The 17,836-nt window shown below is 60.5% G+C and carries 10 protein-coding genes; 1 reads left to right on the forward strand and 9 read right to left on the reverse strand.

Features of this window, described 5'->3' with window-relative positions; genetic code table 11:
- Positions 1–43: 43 nt before the first annotated feature.
- From ACA061_RS13975 to ACA061_RS13990, 4 genes are all read right to left on the reverse strand, one after another.
- A complete protein-coding gene (locus ACA061_RS13975; RefSeq protein WP_150603888.1) occupies positions 44–580 on the reverse strand; it encodes a hypothetical protein in 537 nt (178 codons plus the stop codon).
- 77 nt (positions 581–657) lie between these two features.
- A complete protein-coding gene (locus ACA061_RS13980; RefSeq protein WP_497299419.1) occupies positions 658–2,577 on the reverse strand; it encodes a hybrid sensor histidine kinase/response regulator in 1,920 nt (639 codons plus the stop codon).
- Between the two features lie 5 nt (positions 2,578–2,582).
- Positions 2,583–4,901, reverse strand: coding sequence for an ATP-dependent DNA helicase (locus tag ACA061_RS13985; RefSeq protein ID WP_497299420.1), 2,319 nt, complete (start codon positions 4,899–4,901; stop codon positions 2,583–2,585).
- Positions 4,898–6,550: a VRR-NUC domain-containing protein gene (locus ACA061_RS13990; RefSeq protein WP_497299421.1), complete on the reverse strand. Its 1,653-nt coding sequence runs from the start codon at positions 6,548–6,550 to the stop codon at positions 4,898–4,900. The genes ACA061_RS13985 and ACA061_RS13990 overlap by 4 nt, the downstream gene beginning before the upstream one ends.
- A gap of 194 nt (positions 6,551–6,744) precedes the next feature.
- On the opposite strand from ACA061_RS13990, the gene ACA061_RS13995 reads away from it, so the two are divergent.
- Entirely contained in the window at positions 6,745–6,969 is a 225-nt protein-coding gene (locus ACA061_RS13995) for a YgdI/YgdR family lipoprotein (RefSeq protein WP_150603884.1), read from the forward strand.
- Positions 6,970–7,082: 113 nt separating this feature from the next.
- Here the strand turns inward: ACA061_RS13995 and ACA061_RS14000 are convergent, their stop codons facing one another.
- From ACA061_RS14000 to eprS, 5 genes are all read right to left on the reverse strand, one after another.
- On the reverse strand, positions 7,083–7,457 hold the full coding sequence (locus ACA061_RS14000; RefSeq protein WP_150615562.1) for a hypothetical protein: 375 nt from the start codon (positions 7,455–7,457) through the stop codon (positions 7,083–7,085).
- Between the two features lie 257 nt (positions 7,458–7,714).
- On the reverse strand, positions 7,715–9,568 hold the full coding sequence (locus tag ACA061_RS14005; RefSeq protein ID WP_497301937.1) for a polyurethane esterase: 1,854 nt from the start codon (positions 9,566–9,568) through the stop codon (positions 7,715–7,717).
- A 258-nt stretch (positions 9,569–9,826) separates the two neighbouring features.
- Positions 9,827–11,515: a polyurethane esterase gene (locus ACA061_RS14010; protein ID WP_497299422.1), complete on the reverse strand. Its 1,689-nt coding sequence runs from the start codon at positions 11,513–11,515 to the stop codon at positions 9,827–9,829.
- 23 nt (positions 11,516–11,538) lie between these two features.
- Complete coding sequence (locus tag ACA061_RS14015; protein ID WP_497299423.1) at positions 11,539–14,625, reverse strand: autotransporter domain-containing protein; 3,087 nt, start codon at positions 14,623–14,625, stop codon at positions 11,539–11,541.
- Positions 14,626–14,798: 173 nt separating this feature from the next.
- A complete protein-coding gene (gene eprS / locus ACA061_RS14020; protein ID WP_497299425.1) occupies positions 14,799–17,753 on the reverse strand; it encodes an autotransporter serine peptidase EprS in 2,955 nt (984 codons plus the stop codon).
- Positions 17,754–17,836 lie beyond the last annotated feature (83 nt).

The raw sequence follows: 17,836 nt of genomic DNA on the forward strand, positions 1-17,836 counted from the left end.
CTGGGGTGAGGGGCTGTTGATCTTCGATTCGGGTAGCTAAAACCTAGCCCCCCGGATTCGTAACCTGGATAAACACCGCATAACTGCCCAACATCACCCAGAACGTCGCAAAAATCCAAGGCGTACGCACCGAGAACAACAGTGACTTGCGATATCCCTTGTGGCTCGACTCCATCTCGCTGAACAGCGGCGACTCATCGTACGCCAAGCCCATCAAAGGCTCGCTCTGAAGCAAGTTGCTCTGTTTGAAGTGCCAGTGGTCGATGATGTCGTACGCAGCACGAATTCCGGGCCAGGCGTTTAGCGAGCTGAGCAGCCCCAACAGCGCCAGAAACGGTGGCACCACCAAAGTAAACAACTTGCCCCACTCCGGGTTGAGGTTGGACATGCACGACGCAAAGGCAATCACCAAAAACGATTGCGCCGCCAGATAGGCATCGGTGCGATTGGCGAGGATGCTGGTTTCGTACTGGATCTCGCGTCGATAAAAGTCCAGACGTTCCTTGGGTGAACCGAACATCTTGGCGTCATGTTCAGTCTGGATTTCTTCAGCGGTCGGGTGGGTCAATATGCGAGACACGAGACGCAGGCTCCGGGGCAGGTAAAAAACTTAGAAGCCGCCTGCCGCACACTAGTTCAGCCGAATATCCTCACACCTCATTTCATCGACCGAGCAATGATTTCCACAAGATTCAACTGCGTGAACGGTTTAGGCAGGCGCGGCAACTGCGCGGCAAAGCCTTCCAGACGCTCGGCATAACCGGTGGCCAGAACGATCGGCAGATCAGGTTTCAATACCCGCACCGCGTGAGCCAGTTGCGCGCCGCTCATGTGCGGCATGGCCATGTCGGTTATCATCAGGTCAATGACCTCGCCCCGGTCGAACAACGCCAGCGCCTCGGTGCCCGAGGTTGCGCTGACCACCCGGTGCCCGAGGTCTTCGAGCAGCACACTGGTGCTGGTCAACACCAGCGAGTCGTCGTCCACCACCAACACGCTGAGCCGCGGAACAACAATCGGAACGGCCGGCGGGAACAATGGCTTCGCCGTCGCGCCCTCGCCGGCCACCGGAATCCACAGTTCGGCAGTAGTGCCATTGGCTTGTTTACTTTTGAGGATGAAACGGCCACCGAGCTGTTCAATGAAGCCATGCACCATCGACAAACCCAGGCCAGTGCCTTTGCCAACGCCTTTGGTGGTGAAAAACGGGTCGCGGGCCGAAGCCAGCGTCTGTTCGTCCATGCCTTCGCCGGTGTCAGTCATGCTCAGGCAAATGTAACGCCCCGCCGCCAATTCCGAATGACTGAGTTCAAGCACAACTTCGCGTTGCGCGGCAATGGTCACGCTGCCGCCCTCGGGCATGGCATCACGAGCGTTGGTCGCCAGGTTGAGCAGCGCCAGTTCAAGTTGATTGACGTCCGCCAGCACCGGTTCCAGGTCTTCGGGAAAATCTGTTTCGATGCGAATGCCCGGCCCCAGCGAGCTGCGCAGCAAGCCGGTAATGCCTTGCACCAATTGCGAAATGTCCACCGACTCGGTCTTGAGCTCCTGACGCCGGGCGAATGCCAGCATGCGCTGGGTGAGAGACACGCCGCGCAGAGCGCCTTGAGTGGCGTTTTCCAACAAGCGGATGATTTTCGGGTCGTCGCCAATGCGTTTCTGCACGATCTCCAGGTTGCCGAGAATCACCGTCAGCAGGTTGTTGAAGTCATGCGCTATGCCGCCACTGAGCTGACCAATGGCCTGCATCTTCTGCGCCTGGGCCAGCGCTTCGCGGGTCTTTTCCAAAGACTGTTGGGCCTGATGCGCTTCGGTCACGTCGCGGGTGATCTTGGCAAAACCGAGCAACGTGCCGGTTTCCCCGCGGATCGCATCGACCACCACGTGCGCCAGAAATTGCGTGCCGTCCTTGCGCACACGCCAGCTTCGATTCTCGAAGCGGCCTGTTTCGGTGGCTATCGCAAGCGCCCGCTGCGGCTCGCCGCGTTCGCGGTCTTCGGGGGTATAGAAAATCGAAAAATGCTGACCGATGATTTCTTCCGGCAGATAACCTTTGATCCGTTGGGCGCCCTGGTTCCAGTTGCTCACCCGACCTTCGGGGCTGAGCATGTAGATCGCATAGTCGGTGACGCCCTGCACCAGCAGACGGAACTGCTGTTCGCTTTGCTTGAGGGTTTCCTCGGCCATCTTGCGGTCGGTGAGATCACGAGTGATCTTGGCGAAACCCAGCAGTTTGCCATTGGGGTCGATGATCGGATCGATCACCACATGCGACCAGAAGTTCGTGCCGTCCTTGCGCACGCGCCAGCCTTCGCCTTCGAACCGTCCTTCGCGGATCGCCGTATCGAGTGCCCGTTGCGGCAATCCGGCTGCGCGATCATCGGCGGTATAGAACCGCGAAAAGTGCTCACCGATAATTTCCGCTTCTTCATACCCCTTGAAGCGTTTGGCGCCGGAGTTCCAACTGGTGATGATGCCGTCGGGGTCGATCATGTAGATCGCATAGTCGACGACCGCATCGATCAGAAGCCTGAAACGCATCTCTTCGATCGCTGCGGTCTTGTTGTTATCGCTCATCACACTCACCAGCCGTTGTCATGAACGGAAGTATGCGGTAATCCGGCGAATTGGGAAGCCGCCGCCTCATTTTTGATTGCCCACCAGCGCGGCAACAGTTGCTGAATGCGGCTTTCGGCAAAGCGGTCGTCGATCAGCATCACTACCCCGCGATCTTCGCGGGTGCGAATCACCCGGCCGGCGGCCTGCACCACTTTCTGCACGCCGGGGTAAAGATAGGTGTAGTCGTAACCGGCGCCAAAGATCGCTGCCATGCGCCGCTTCAGTTGTTCATTGACCGGGTTGAGCTGCGCCAGCCCCAGGGTGGCGATGAATGCGCCGATCAATCGCGCGCCGGGCAAATCGATGCCCTCACCAAACGCACCGCCCAGTACCGCAAAGCCGACGCCCTGGCTGTGCGGGGTGAACTGATCGAGAAACGCCTGTCGCGCCCCTTCGACCATGCCCCGCGATTGCTGCCACAGGGTGATGTGCGGGTGCCGTTCGGCCAGCAACGTCGCCACTTGTTGCAGGTAATCGAAACTGCTGAAGAACGCCAGATAATTGCCCGGCCGTTCGCTGAACTGGCGGGCGATCAGCTCGACGATCGGCTCAAGCGATGCCTGGCGATGATTGAAGCGCGTCGAGATACGACTGACGATCTGTACCTGCAACTGCTCGGCGCTGAACGGCGATTCGACGTCGATCCATACGCTGTCGGCGGGCGTTCCGAGCAAGTCAGCGTAATAGTTGCGGGGGCTCAGGGTCGCGGAAAACAGCACGCTGCTGCGCGCAGCCTTCAGGCGTGGGCCGATGAATGCCGCCGGTACCACATTGCGCAAACACAGCTGCGAGAGTGGACGTTTGCGGTCGAGGTCGCGTTTGCTGATGTCGAACAGGTAATGCGCGTCGTACAGCTCCGCCACGCGGCCAAATTGCAGCAAGTCGAAATAGAAGTTCTGCAGACCGCTGTCGAGGCCCTGCGGATGATCGTTGAGGTAATCGCCAATCGCTGCGCAACACAGGGAAATCGCCTGCAAGAGCTTTTCCGGGGCTTTGTCGTAGGCCTGATACGCCGCCAGTTGCGGCGCATGCAGCGCGTTCCATTCGCGGTTGACCCGTTGCAGCGACTTTTTCAGCGGTTCGGGCGCGGTTTTGCGCACGCTGCCCAGCGTGGCCTGATCGAGACTGGCGCTGTACATCTGCCGGCCGCGCTCGACGAGGTTATGCGCCTCGTCTGCCAACACCGCGACTTTCCATTGATTGAGCTGCGCCAGACCAAACAGCAATGCGCTGAAATCGAAATAATAGTTGTAGTCGGCGATCACCACGTCAGCCCAGCGCGCCATTTCCTGACTCAGGTAATACGGACACACCGTATGCTGCGCGGCGACTTCACGCATCGCGGCTTGATCGAGCAGGTTGATGCGACTGGCCGCTTCACGGGCAGCGGGCAAGCGATCATAAAAGCCCTGGGCCAACGGGCAGGATTCGCCGTGGCATGCCTTGTCCGGGTGTTCGCAGGCCTTGTCCCGCGCGACCATCTCCAACACGCGCAACGGCAAGGTTGCCGATTGGTCGAACAACACCTGGCTGGCGTCCAGCGCCAGTTTGCGCCCGGGCGTCTTGGCGGTGAGAAAGAACACCTTGTCCAGTTGCTGCGGCGCCAGAGCCTTGAGCATCGGAAACAGCGTGCCGAGGGTTTTGCCGATCCCGGTCGGGGCCTGCGCCATCAGACAGCGACCGGTGCTGATCGCCTTGAACACCGATTCGGCCAGATGGCGCTGACCGGGACGAAAGTCTGGATGCGGAAAGGCCAGTTGCTGCGCCGCCAGATTGCGCGCCTCGCGGTGGGCCATTTCCTGTTCGGCCCAGTACAGAAACAGGCCGCATTGCTGCTCGAAAAAAACCTGCAAGGCCTCGACGCTGAACGCTTCGACCAGACAGGTTTCCTTCTCGCTGACGATGTCGAAATACACCAGCGCCACGTTGATCTGCGCAAGATCAAGCTTGCGGCACATCAGCCAGCCGTAGACCTTCGCCTGCGCCCAGTGCAACTGCCGATGATTGGCCGGTTGCTTGCTCAAGTCGCCCCGGTAGGTTTTGACTTCCTCCAGACAGTTCTGCGCCGGATCGTAACCATCCGCCCTGCCCTTGACCTTCAATTGGCGGAACGTGCCTTCCAGGGCCACTTCGCTCTGGTAGTTGTCACTGCGCCGCGAGGCCACGGTGCGATGGCCGGCAATGCCTTCCAGTGCCGTCGGTGATGGCGTGAAGCGCAGATCGAGGTCGCCAGTCTTGGCGGTGAACTCGCACAGCGCCCGCACCGCAATGCTGTAGCTCAAGCGCTCTGCTCCGCCCATTGCACGTAACACACGGCTACCGGCATCTGATGCTCATGGCAGAACTCCAGCCAGCGCATCTGGTTATCCTGCAAGCGATCACCCGGGCCTTTGACTTCGATCATTCGGTAGGTTTTGTGCTGCGGCCAGAACTGGATCAGGTCGGGCATCCCGGCGCGGTTGGCCTTGATGTCGAGCAGCAAGCGACTGAACCAGTGTTTGAGGTGGACCGCAGGCAAACAGGCCAGCGCTTGCTCCAGCAGGGTTTCATTCAACGCGCCCCAGAACACGAACGGCGACTGCACGCCCCACTTGGCGACGAATCGCTGGCGGATGGTATCGACATAACGGCCGTCATCCAGTTCGGTGAGGCAGGCCTGGAACAACTCGGCGCGGCGTTGCTGAAAGTCTTCATTGAGCAGATCCACCGGCCCGCGCTGGAATGGATGAAAAAACGCCCCCGGCAGCGGCGCGAAAATCGCCGGCCAGCACAACAGACCGAACAACGAGTTGATCAGGCTGTTTTCCACGTAATGCACCGGGCCATCGTCGTCGTGCAGATGCGCCTGCACATGAAACTCCACAGACCGCGCCGGATCGGTGCGCGGCAAGTGCAGATCCAGGCGCTCCACCGGTCGCGGTGCCAGCCGTTTCAACGGTGGGCCACCAAGTTTGCGCCGCAGCCGGGGCAAAATGCGTTGCAGGCCTTGCTGCTCGGTGGCGCTTTGCGGCGCCTGTTCGGCCAGCGTGCCGAGTTCCAGCGCCAGGCTATATTCGCCGCAGCGCTCCAAGACCCGGATCATGCGCAATCGCGCCCCCGGATAGGCGCACGTCCGGTAAATGTCCAAGGCCAGGGCAAACTCAGTGATGCGCTCGCAATACTGGCCGATCTGAAACAACACCTTGGCGCGTCGACGCTCCAGCCACGGGTTGGCGAAGTGCAAGGCGCTGACCTGCGCAACAATGGTTTCCAGCGGCTCACCCGCCTCGAAGCGCAACTGGCATTGGTGCAGAAACAGGCAGGCGTCGACGTCTTCACGGCTGCGCAAACCACGGGAATCGGCGCAGAACTCGACTTTTTCATAGGTGAAAATGCCAAGGTCGGCCAGCACGAACTCCGACCAGTCCTGATACAGGTTGCCGAAGAACATCAACCGCAAGCGGTCGCAGAGGTCCATGATGGTCAGGCTGAACAGGCGATCTTGCAGCGCCGGCGCCCAATCATGCAGCGTGCGCGCATCAGTGAACCGCTCGGCCAATGCGGGTAGCCAATCGTCCTTGCGCGCCTTGGGTTGCTCGATGAAAGCGCCGAAGGCCTGCAGGATTTCGGCTTTGAGCAATACGTCGAACAACTTTGTGATCGCCAGCGCCGCGTGCTCGTCGATCCAGCCCTGCTCCAGCAGCGGTTGCGCCGCTTGGCCGATGTCACCGATTTCCGGGTAGTTGAGTTTACCGGCACGAAAATGCACACCTTTGCGCATCACCAACCGCACCAGCAAACCCTGCGAAGCGCGCGGCATCACCTTGAAGTCACGCATGAACGCATGCTCTGCTTCACCCATCACATCGGCATAGCGAAGCTCAAGCCATTCAAGCACTTGCCGGAAGTTGTTGAGGTAATAGAACGGATCGTCGAGGGGATTGGCAGTCACGGGAATTCTGGGCCACGGGGAGCGAGTACTGGTTATGCGTACAGATACCAGTTCTGCCCCGCCCGGCGCAAACGGAAAAGGATCAATGGCATTTTTTCCCCGGCCTATCGAACTTTTTCTGGTTGAATGGCACCAACCGCGTTAGAACACCGACATCGCTCGGCATCACATGGATTAAGGAATTAGAGATGGGCATGAAAATCAAGACTCTGGGCATCCCCTTCGCGGTAGCGACCCTGCTGACTCTGGCCGGTTGCGCGAGCCCGACCGTGGTCACCCTGCAAAACGGCACCCAGTATTTGACCAAGGACATGCCGAAGACCGAAACCGAGGACGGCTTCTATGAGTTCGAGGATATTTCCGGCGCCAAGGTGAAAGTACGCGCGGCTGAAGTGGCTACCGTGCGCGAAGAAGACTGACGAAACACGACCTGTGTAGGAGCTGCCGAAGGCTGCGATCTTTTGATCTTGTTTTTTAAGATCAAGATCAAAAGATCGCAGCCTTCGGCAGCTCCTACAGGGGATTCGAGGTGTTATTGATCGAGGGTCATGCCGGGGATCGTGTTGTCGCAACGCAAGTACTGCCCGCCACGCCGGGCCAGTTCGCCCTGCAAACGCTGGCAACGTTCCTGATCCTGCTGGGCCATGCGGTCGATGCTCAGGTTGCCGGTGGTTTGCGGCTGCTTGCCGTCACCCAGGCGAATGGTCACAAATGGCTGTTCAGGCTGAATCTGAAAGCGGCTTTTCTCTTCGACCGGCTCGACCATTTCGCTTTTGGCCGGGCTCGGCAATTGATCGGTGGTGATGCCGTAACGGCTCAGAATCGAGCTTTGAGGCAGATCGGCCCAGGTGTTGGCCGAGAACAGCGCCAATCCCACAATCCCGACATACCCTTTGAAACCTTTCACGTTTGTATCTCCTGTGCTCAATGGCGGCTAGCTATAGAACGTGTGTGCACGTACTGGCTTTAGGCCGCTTTTCCTGTTTGCATAGGTTGAGAGTCGGATGATGGCCGGCGAGTCACTTTTGATACCGCATTATCGTTCTTCGCGAGCAAGCTCGCTCCCACAGGGTTTTCCGTCGGCCACATGTTTTGTGTTCGACGCAAATCCACTGTGGGAGCGAGCTTGCTCGCGAAAGCGTCCTTACAGGCGCCGCATCAACATCAGGCGATCACAATCCCATCGCCACTCAAGCTATTCAGCGACACCCCCACCAACGTCACCGAATCATTACCAAACGACAGCACCGTATCCTGCCCAACTGCTGAAGCATGAGCACGGAAGTCATCGCTCGGCAAAACACCCTGCACGCCGAGGAACACCAGTTTGTCGTTAGCGGTGAATCCCACCACCCGATCCTGGCCGAACGCGCCGTTGAACAGGAACGTATCCGCCCCGCCGCCGGACGTCATCAGGTCATTGCCCGCGCCACCGACAAACACGTCGTTGCCCGCGCCGCCGATCAGATGATCGTTGCCATCGAGCCCGAACAACCAGTCACCGCTGGCATGCGCCTTGAGCGTATCGGCGCCGTTGGTGCCCTTCACGCTGGATTCGTACGCCGTGACAGTGTTGCCAGCCTTCAAACCGCTGGCCGTGACGCTGTGGGTCACATCGTCCTTGAACAGCCCCCAGAGGAAGCCCGGCTCCTTGGTGACAATGCTGCCGATGTCGCGGGTGATGCTGATCCCGCCGTTGCCATCGCGGATGTACAGATTGCCCGCGCCGTCATTGGCGAAGTCGAAGGTGTTTACCGATTTCTGCAAGTCGAGGCTGTTACTGCCCTGCCCGCCGAGGATGACGTTATAGCCGCCGCCATCACGAAAGGTGTCGTTACCGGCGCGACCTTCCAGATAGTCATGGCCGCTGCCGCCCTGGATCAGGTCGTTGCCGTCGCTGCCGATGATGAACGTGCTGCCCTTGTGGGTTTCGGCGTTGCGGTTGAGGTCCTGCACCCAGGTGTTGGCCCGCGCCGGGTCCGACAGGTTGGCGACGATGATCGTCGAGTCCTTGCTGGTCAGGTCGTAGAACTTCGACTCTACGATCCGGTTCATGCCGTCGCCATACGCCGTCGGCAAGTGCGAGATCCATGTTGGAATATTCAGGATCGAGTACGGCAACACATTCCAGGCGTTAGAGGCGTAGTGATCGTTGAAGCTGACGATGTTGTCGGTGGCGGATTCCTTGGGCGCATCGTGTACGCCAACCGAAGCGCTGGTGAAGGTCGAGCCGTCGAGCGCGCGGAACACCGGGTCGTTTTCGTAGCCAACGTTGAGCACCTTGTCGGTACTGCTCTGGGTGGGCGAGGCGTAGGCGATGTAGTTGGAGTCACTGAAGAAGCCACCCCACTTGCCGCCGCTCAAGTCCGCCATGCTGTTGACGGCCAAACCACCGAGGCTGTGGCCGCTGACCAGCACGTCCTTGCCGCTGAGACCGTTTGCCGTGGCGAACGCGACCACGTCGTTGAGCAGATTGCCGAAGGCTTCACCGACGTAGTTCTTGGCGTAGTCCTTGGGGCCGAAGGCCGCGAGCAGGTCGTTGATGACGTCGCCGATGGAGTCGAGGATCAGGTTTTCTCGCGGGCCGCTGGTACCGCGAAAGGCAATGCCCAGTTCGGTTAGATGGCCTTGGGCGTCGTATTTTCCGAGGATCTCCACTTGGGCGCTGGTGTAACCGGCCTTCTCGCCAAAGAAGGTTCCGCGCGCGTCAGTCTTGCCGTCGTAGCCCAATTGCGAAGCGGTGATCGGCGTCCAACCGGCCTTTTGCACCGCTTCGAGGGCAAGTTTTTCTGAATCGGGATTCCACGGGATACCGGGGATGACGCCTTGCGAATCGGTGCCGCCAATCAGCGCGGTCACCAGCGTGGCCGGCAGGCCGAGGCCGAAACCGTTGTGCTGATAACCGCTGGCAAAGCCGTTATCGAGGTTGTGATAGGAATACAGCGTGATGGCCATGGCGTCGCTGAACAACGCCTTGGAATCGGCTGTACCGAAGTTTTTGTAGTCATACACACCCATTGCCATTGCCTCTCTTTTTGTTGGAATTGTCAGAGATAGCTCACAGCCGGGGCGCCCCTCGCGGGACGCCGCGGAGCATTTCGATACAACACTTCTCAAATAAAACTCTGTACCTCCTGATCACCGCTCCCCTGTAGGAGCTGCCGCAGGCTGCGATCTTTTGACTTTGTTTTTTAAAGACAAGATCAAAAGATCGCAGCCTGCGGCAGCTCCTACAGGGGGAGCGTTGTTTGCTTCAATTGCGTCGGTTGCGGGAATCTAGGCGAAGACGAAACTCGAATCCGACAGATTAGCCACTCCCACACCGATCAGCGTCACGGCAAACTCGCCAATCTTCAGCACGGTGTCGCCACCGGCCTGCGACGCATGCTGTTTGTAGTCGTAGCCCTGCCCCGCGCCTTCGACACCCATGAACAGCAGTTTGTCGCTGCCCTGATAACCATTGATGGCATCGAAACCGAACGCGCCGCTGAACAGGAAGGTATTGTTGCCGCCCACCGCGTTCATCACATCGTTACCTCCGCCACCGACGAAGGTCACATGGCCCTTGTCGCTGATAAGCGTGTCGTCGCCACCCAGGCCAAACAACCAGTCACCGTCGGCTGTGGCGTGCAACGCGTTGCCGTAGCCATCGCCGCTGAGCGAATGGTTGTACTGCGTCAGCTCGCTGCCATTGGTCAAACCTTTGGCCGTGACGCCCCAGGTGATCTCCTTGCTGCCCCACCACGACCCCGACTCCTTGCTCACCAGCGCACCAATGTCGCGGGTCATGCTGATGCCGCCGTAGGCGTCGCGCACATACAGCGTGCCGTCACCGTCGTTGGCGAAGCTGAAGTTCTGCAACGGCTTCTGCAGCTCGAAGGTGTTGTGGCCCTGGCCGCCGAGCAGGATGTTGTAGCCGCCGTCATCGCGAAAACGATCATCACCGCCCAGGCCCTCAAGGAAGTCGTTACCCGCCCCGCCCTTCAGCCAGTCGTTGCTCTGGGTGCCGATGATGAAGGTGCTGCCGGTGTGCGGCTCGCCACTGCGGCCCAGATCCTCGACCCAGGTTTTACCCCGGGACGACTCCTCAAGGTTGGAGACGATAATCGTAGAGTCCTTGTGGGTCAGGCCGTAGAACTTCGAATCGATCACCCGATTCAAGCCATCGGCATACCCCAAGGAACTGTGCGCCGACCAGTTCATCGGATTGACGATGCTGAACGGCACCAGGTTCTGCGCGGTCGACGCATAGTTGTCGGTGAAGTTGACGATGTTGTCGGTGGTCGAATCGTGCGGCTTGTCGTGCTTGCCCATCGATGCGCTGCTGAACGTGGTGCCGTCGAGCACGCGGAACACCGGATCGTTCTCGTAACCGATGTTCAGCACGTTGTTGCCAGTGCTGCTCTGGGTCGGCGAGGCGAAGGCGATGTAGTTGGCGTCCTTGAAGAACCCGCCCCAGTTGCCGGCGCTCAGTTCGGCCACGCTATTGACCCCGAGCCCGCCGAGGCTGTGGCCGCTGATCAACACGTCCTTGGCGCCAATGCCATGGGCGATGGAGAACGCCGCGACAGCCTTGAGCAGATTGTCGAAGGCATTTTTCGCGTATTGAGTGGCGTAATCCGAAGGCCCGACGGCGGCCAGCAGATTGTTTTTCATGTCGCCGAAGGTGTCGCTGTAACCCAGCCCCCCGGTGCCACGAAAGGCAATGCCGATGCCGATCAGTTTGCCGGCCGCGTCGTACTTGCCGAGCACTTCGGCCTCGGCGCTGGTGAAGCCATCCTTCTCGCCGAAAAACGTGCCTTGCGGCCCGACCTTGCCTTGATAGCCCAGCGCCGTCGCTGTAACCGGCGCCCAGCCCCCGGCCGGCAATGGCTTGCCGGTCGGGGTGTACGCATACAGCGTCAGCGCGATGGCATCGCTGTACAACGCTTTGCCATCGGCATTTTTGTAATCAAACAGTCCCATGTTGTGCTCTCTCTTCCTTGAAATCAGAACTGCCAGTCGAGCGTCAGACCCACGCCGTGGTCTTTCTCGTTCGAACCGATCAGCCCGTTGTAATCCAGGTTCACCCGCACATCGCGGTTGAGCGCCAGACCGGCGCGCACGCCGACCACCGCAGCATCACGATCCAGCGACACGCTCTGCACGTTGAACGCGCTGTTGCCATTGGCGAACGCCAAATGGTTTTCAGCATCGACGCTGCTCAGGTTGTGCTGCCAGCCCAGGGTTGCGCCCAGTTCCAGCTGATGCTTGTCCGACAGGGCAAAGGTGCGCTTGGCGCGAACGCCGAGTGTCGACAGCACCGCTTCGCGATTGTCTTCACCGCCCTTCAGCGCGGCGGCATCACCCTTCTCGGTGAAGCTGTCGCTGTTGAGGTGCACGTAAGCCAGGTTGGCGAACGGCTCCAGGTTCATCGGTTGCAGGCCCAGATCGTAAGCGGCTTCTGTGAACAATTGCGCAGTGCTCGCATCGCGTTTTACTTTCTGGTTACCACTGACATCGCCGAATTGCAGATCACGTTTCACATCGATACGGTGCCAGCTATAGGCGCCGCCCACGGTCAGACGCAGTGCGTCTATTTCATGGCCCAGGTACGCGCCCAAGTGGTAGCTGTCGACGGATGCCGACGAATGCGTGCCGCTGCCCATGCTCAGGGAACTGTCGCTATAACCAGTAACGAAACCCAGGCGAGTATCTTCAGCAATCAAGCCGTCGACGCCGGCCAGCAAGCCACCGATGGAGCTGTTGGAATCGGCATTTTCATGCCCGCCATCGCTCTTGCCCCACGCGCCCAGCACCTTGACCCAGGCGTTGCTGCGATCATCAGTCGGCGCGCCGGCGTCGAACAGATCACGTTCGCGCAGACGTTCGCCGACGGCATCGCGCAGGTAACGGCTATCGTTGATCAGCATCGTGCCGATGGCCGGATGAATCTCGCCGGACAACTGTTGGAACGCTTGTTGCGCTACGGCGGCAGTCGGTGACACCAGCAGGGTTTCGAACAGCGCATTGCCCGCGCCCAAACGCTCGGCAGCGGCACCCACGGCGCGCTGGTTCGGCGTCAGACCGACGCTGGCGAACGAAGCGTCATTGCGCCCCACCGCCAGTTGAATACCGTTCGCCGAGTAAGCGAGCGTGCCGCCGAGAAACGCGTAATCGGGCAACACCTGGCCGAAGCGCCCTTCGATACCGCCCGCCGCTTGCAGGATGTTGTACTGCGTACCGAGCAGGCTTTGCACTTCACCAGTGCTCAGCAGTGTCGGGCTGTTTTCCAGCGCCATGGTCACGGTGGCGCCATCGATTACGGCTTTACCGGTGGCGACGATCTGGTCGCTGCTGGTTGGCGACAGTTCCACCGCGTAAGTCGAGCCCGACGCGAAGGTCACGTCACCGGCGACATTCATCGTGCCGATCGAGTTACCCGGCGCCACGGTACCGCCACTGTTCACCGACAACGCGCCGATCCGGCCATTGCCGCCGAGGATACCGCCGTCATTCACCGTGACCGCAGAGGCCAGCGAGCCGTTGATAGCGAGTCGGCCCTGATTGACCAGGGTCGGGCCGCTGTAGCTGTTGTTGCCGGTCAGCACCAGTGTGCCGATGCCCTGCTTGGTCAGGCCGCCATGGCCGGAAATGTCGTTGCGCCAGGTATCGAGGCCGCAGGTGATGTCGTTGCACACGCGCTCGGTGGGTTTGCCCTGATCGATGATCGCGCCGATACCCGGCAAGTCCGCGACAAACTGGCCGGAGCCGTAAGCGCCGTCGATGCGGAACTCGCTCGGAATGTCCTGCTCGGTGACGAACATCGCCGGGCCATCAATGCCTTTGCGCAGGTTGATCATGCCCCAGCCATACAACGCGTCGATGCCCGGCGCGCCGAGGTCGGTAGCCGTTGTGCGCAACACGCTGGCGACCTGATCGCCGGACATGTACGGGAAGCGTTCCATCAGCACGGCCATCGAGCCGGCCACATGCGGTGCGGCCATCGAGGTGCCGTTGTAGTTTTTGTAGCTGGTGGTCAGATTGTCGGCGTTGGTGCCCTCGATGATCGCACTGAAGATCTTCGTGCCGGGCGCCGAAACGCAGAAACTCGCGGTGTAGCCGCAACGTGATGAGAACGTACTCATGATGTACGGATTGGCGCTGGTCTGGTCCGGGTTCTGCTGTAACGCGGCGACGGTGATCCAGTTCGGTGCGATGTCCGGGACGAAGTAACCGAGGCCGGCGATGGCGTCCGGGTTGTTCAGGTTGTAGTCGTTGCCAGCGGCGAAAATCGTCACGATGCCGCTGCGTGCCGCGGCAATTGCACCGTCATAGGCGCCGCCGGGTTTGGTGCCGAGCAGCGTGCGGATTTCGTTGAATTGCACCTGCGCGTCGTTGACGGTGAAGTGGGGGTACGCTGGATTGCGGCCACCGAGGTCGAAGCGATCGGTGATGCCAATGCCCCAGCTGTTGTTGATGATCCGCGCGCCACTGGCGATCAGCGCATCCCAGCCGGCCTTGTACACGGCGCCATCGTTACCGCGGACGATGCCGTCTTCAGGGCCGGGGTCGCCGTTGTCGGCACTGATGATTTGTGCGCCGAACGCGACGCCATGCATCGGCCCGCCGTCACGGCTGCCTGCGGCGATGCCACCGACGTGGGTGCCGTGCGCACCGAGTTTGCCGTCGGAGCCGACCGAAGGCGAACCGTCATAACGGAACGCGTCTCCTGCTTTGACCGGAATGTACGGATCGGTGTATTCGCGGATGCCGCTGGTGACCAGGGTGACGACTTTGTTGCTGCCGGAAAACTCCGGATGCGCGGCGTACACCGGTTGATCGAAGATCCCCAGTTTCACGCCTTTACCGGTGTAACCAGCGGCATAGGCGTGATCGGCACCGATTGCGCCCAGGCCCCAGTCAGCCTGGAATTCGGTACTGCGCCAACTGCCGACATCGCCCGTGCGACCGTTTTCCACGTAGGGCGCGGCCTGTGCGGTGCCCCAGGTTGTGAGCGCGCACAACACCGCGCCAGTCAGCGTTTTCAGGGCAAAGCAGCCACCCGTTTGCGCGGGGGTTTTATTGTTTTTCATCCTGCGACCTTCCTTAGTTGTGTTGCGAAAAATCCGTCTACGTTCAGCTAGCGCCCCCCCTGTAGGAGCTGCCGCAGGCTGCGATCTTTTGATCTTGCTTATAAAAATCAAAGTCAAAAGATCGCAGCCTGCGGCAGCTCCTACAGGGGTTTGCCTGTTTTTTAGGGGTTCGGTCAGAACTGCCAGTTCAGGCTCAACCCGACGCCATGGCTCTTCTCGCGGCTAGCCAACTGCCCGTTGTAATCAAGGTTCACGCGCACGTCTTTGCTCAACGCCAGACTGGCCTGCACACCGACCAACGCGGCATCGCGCACCAGCGCCGAACTCTCGACGCTGTAAGGCGTGCCGCCGCTGGCAAAGCGCAGATGCTGGTCAGACTCGATGTCGGTGAGGCTGTGCTGCCAGCCCAGATGGCCGCTCACATCCAGTGATTGCTGATTCGAAAGATTGAACGTCTTCACCGCACGCACACCGAGGGTGCTCAGCACTGCATCACGCTGATCGCCCGAGCTTTTGAGCGCCGCCGCATCGCCCTTCTCGGTGAAGCCTTCGGTGTCCACATGCACGTAGGCCAGATTGGCAAACGGCTCCAGCGCCAGGGGTTGCAGCTGCACGCGATAAGCCGCCTCGCCGAACACCTGAGTCGTCGCCGCATCAACCTTGGCTTTCTGTTTGGCGCTGACGTTGCCGTATTGCAGATCGCGCTTCACATCGGCGCGATGCCAGCTGTAGGCCGCGCCGGTGCTCAGGCGCCAGGCGCCGATCTCATGCCCGGCGTAAGCACCGAGGTGATAGCTGTCGACCTTGGCCGACGAGTGCGTGCCCGAGCCCATGCTCAGCGAGCTGTCGCTGTAGCCGGTGACCAGACCGATGCGGGTCTGCTCGTCCAGCGCGCCGTCGACACCGGCCAGCAGGCCGCCAATCGACGTGTTGTAGCCCGCCGTGTCATGGCTCGAATCGGTGCTACCCCACGCGCCGAGGGCCTTGATCCAGCCGTTGTTTTGCGTCGCCTTAGCATCGTTCAGGCGCTCACCGACGGCATCGCGCAACTGGCGGCTATCGTTGATCAGCATCGAACCCACGGCCGGGTAGATTTCGCCGCTTAATTGCTGAAAGGCTTGCTGTGCGGAGGCTGTATCTGCCGACAGCAGCACGCTTTCGTAAACCGAGTTGCCTGCGCCGAGGCCTTCGACAGCGGTGGCCACCGAACGCTGATTCGGGGTTTGGCCGACGCTGGCGAACGCGGTCGCGTTGCGTTCGATATTGAGTTGAATGCCGTTTGCTGCGTAATCGAGGCTGCCGCCGATGAACAGATAATTCGGCACCACGGCGCCAAACCGGCCCTGAACACCACCCGCCGCTTGCAGGATGTTGTACTGGCGCCCGAGCAGGCTTTGCGCCTCGGAGGCACTGAGTAAGGTCGGGCTGTTTTCCAGCGCCAGGCTGACGGTTGCGCCGCTGACTGTAGCCGTGCCGCCGGCAACAATCTGGTCGCTGCTGCTCGGTGACAATTCCACCGCGTAGGTCGAGCCTGGCGCGAAGGTCACGTCGCCAGCCACATTCAAGGTGCCGATGGAGTTGCCCGGCGCCACGCGCCCGCCGCTGTTGGCCATCATCAGCGAGCCGATTTGCCCGGAGCCGCCAAGGGTGCCGCCATCGTTGACGGTCACTGCAGAAGCCAGCGAACCATTAACGCTCAGCAAGCCGCCATTGACTGTGGTCGGACCGCGAAAGGTGTTGTCCCCGGTGAGAAACAGGCGCCCTGCCCCGGACTTGATCAGGCTGCCCTGATAAACCCGCGCCGTGGCGGCCGCATCACGGGCCATGCCCACCGCGTAGTCGGTCTGATCCTGCTGGCTGGCACCCGGCGCAACACCGTTCTGCCAGCCCTTGTCTTGCAGGGTTTGCTGCCAGGCAGTGTGTTCGGCGAGGTCTTCGTTCTGGCGCTGGATCAGCGCCTTGTCGGAAATGTCGTTACTCCAGACATCGCTCTGCCCGGCCGCCAGATTGGCGTCGAAGGCGCCGAGTAATTGCCCGGGCCCGCGCATCGCCCGGTTCAGGTTGGCCACGCCCCAGCCGAGCCGTTCGGTCGGCGCATCCGTCACCGAGCCATCGAGTTGCGTAGCGGTGGTCAACAGCACTTCGAGCGCCTGCTGATTGTTCATGTACGGGTAGCGTTCCATCACCAGCGCCAGGGCGCCGGTGGCGTGCGGTGCCGACATCGAGGTGCCGGACTTGATCGCGTAACCGCCACCGGGAATGGTGCTGTCGATCTTCGCGCCCGGCGTGGTGATGCACCAGTATTTGGCGATGCCGCACTGGTTGTACTTCTGCTGATTGCTCTGATCGAGACCGGAGACCGCCAGCCAGTGACCTTCGAGATCCGGCTGAAAGTACGGCAGCGCTGAGCGCACGCTGGCATTCGGATAACCGCTGTTGCCGGCGCTGAACACGTTGATGACCCCGCGACGGGAAACGTCGGCAGCGGCGTCGAGCCAGGTGCCTTTGTTCCAATGCTGGGCGTAGGCGGCATGCAGATCAGCCAGGGTGCGATAGCTAACATCCGGCGGCTGACTGCCCCAACTGTTATTGATGGCGCGCACGCCGGCATCGGCCAATGCGTCGTATACCGCTTTGAAATAACGCGGATCGGGATTGGGGCCGAACAGGAAACTGTCGTTCTTGTTGGTGTTGCCGACGTAGATTTGTGCGTTGTACGCCACACCGTGCATGCCGGTGCCGTCACGCGAGGCGCCCATGGTGCCGACCACGTGGGTGCCGTGGGAGTCGTTGTTCGGGTTGAGGGTGCCGTCGACGTTGAACGGCGAGCCGTCGACATAGCTGCCGTTGGCCAGCACCGGGTGGTAACGCTCAGTGGCGAATTCGGGATGGGCGGCGTCGAAACCGGAATCGAGCGCACCGATTTTCACGCCTTTGCCGGTGATGCCAGCGGCGTAGGCTTGATCGGCCTGCATGCGCGCAAGACCCCAATCGCGCTGGAATTCAGCGCTGCGCCAACTGGCGGGATCACCGGGCTGGCCGGATTCCAGGTACTCGGCATGGGCCTGGGAAACGGAAACTGCGAGCAACAGGGTGCCGACCGAAATCGGCTTGATACGTACGTCCATGTTCACTACTCACTTTTATTGTTTTATTCAGGAGTTGCCGAAAGCTGCAAACCAAAAAGCCAGATCAAAAGATCGCAGCCTTC

The organism is Pseudomonas sp. LBUM1668 (genome assembly GCF_059695715.1).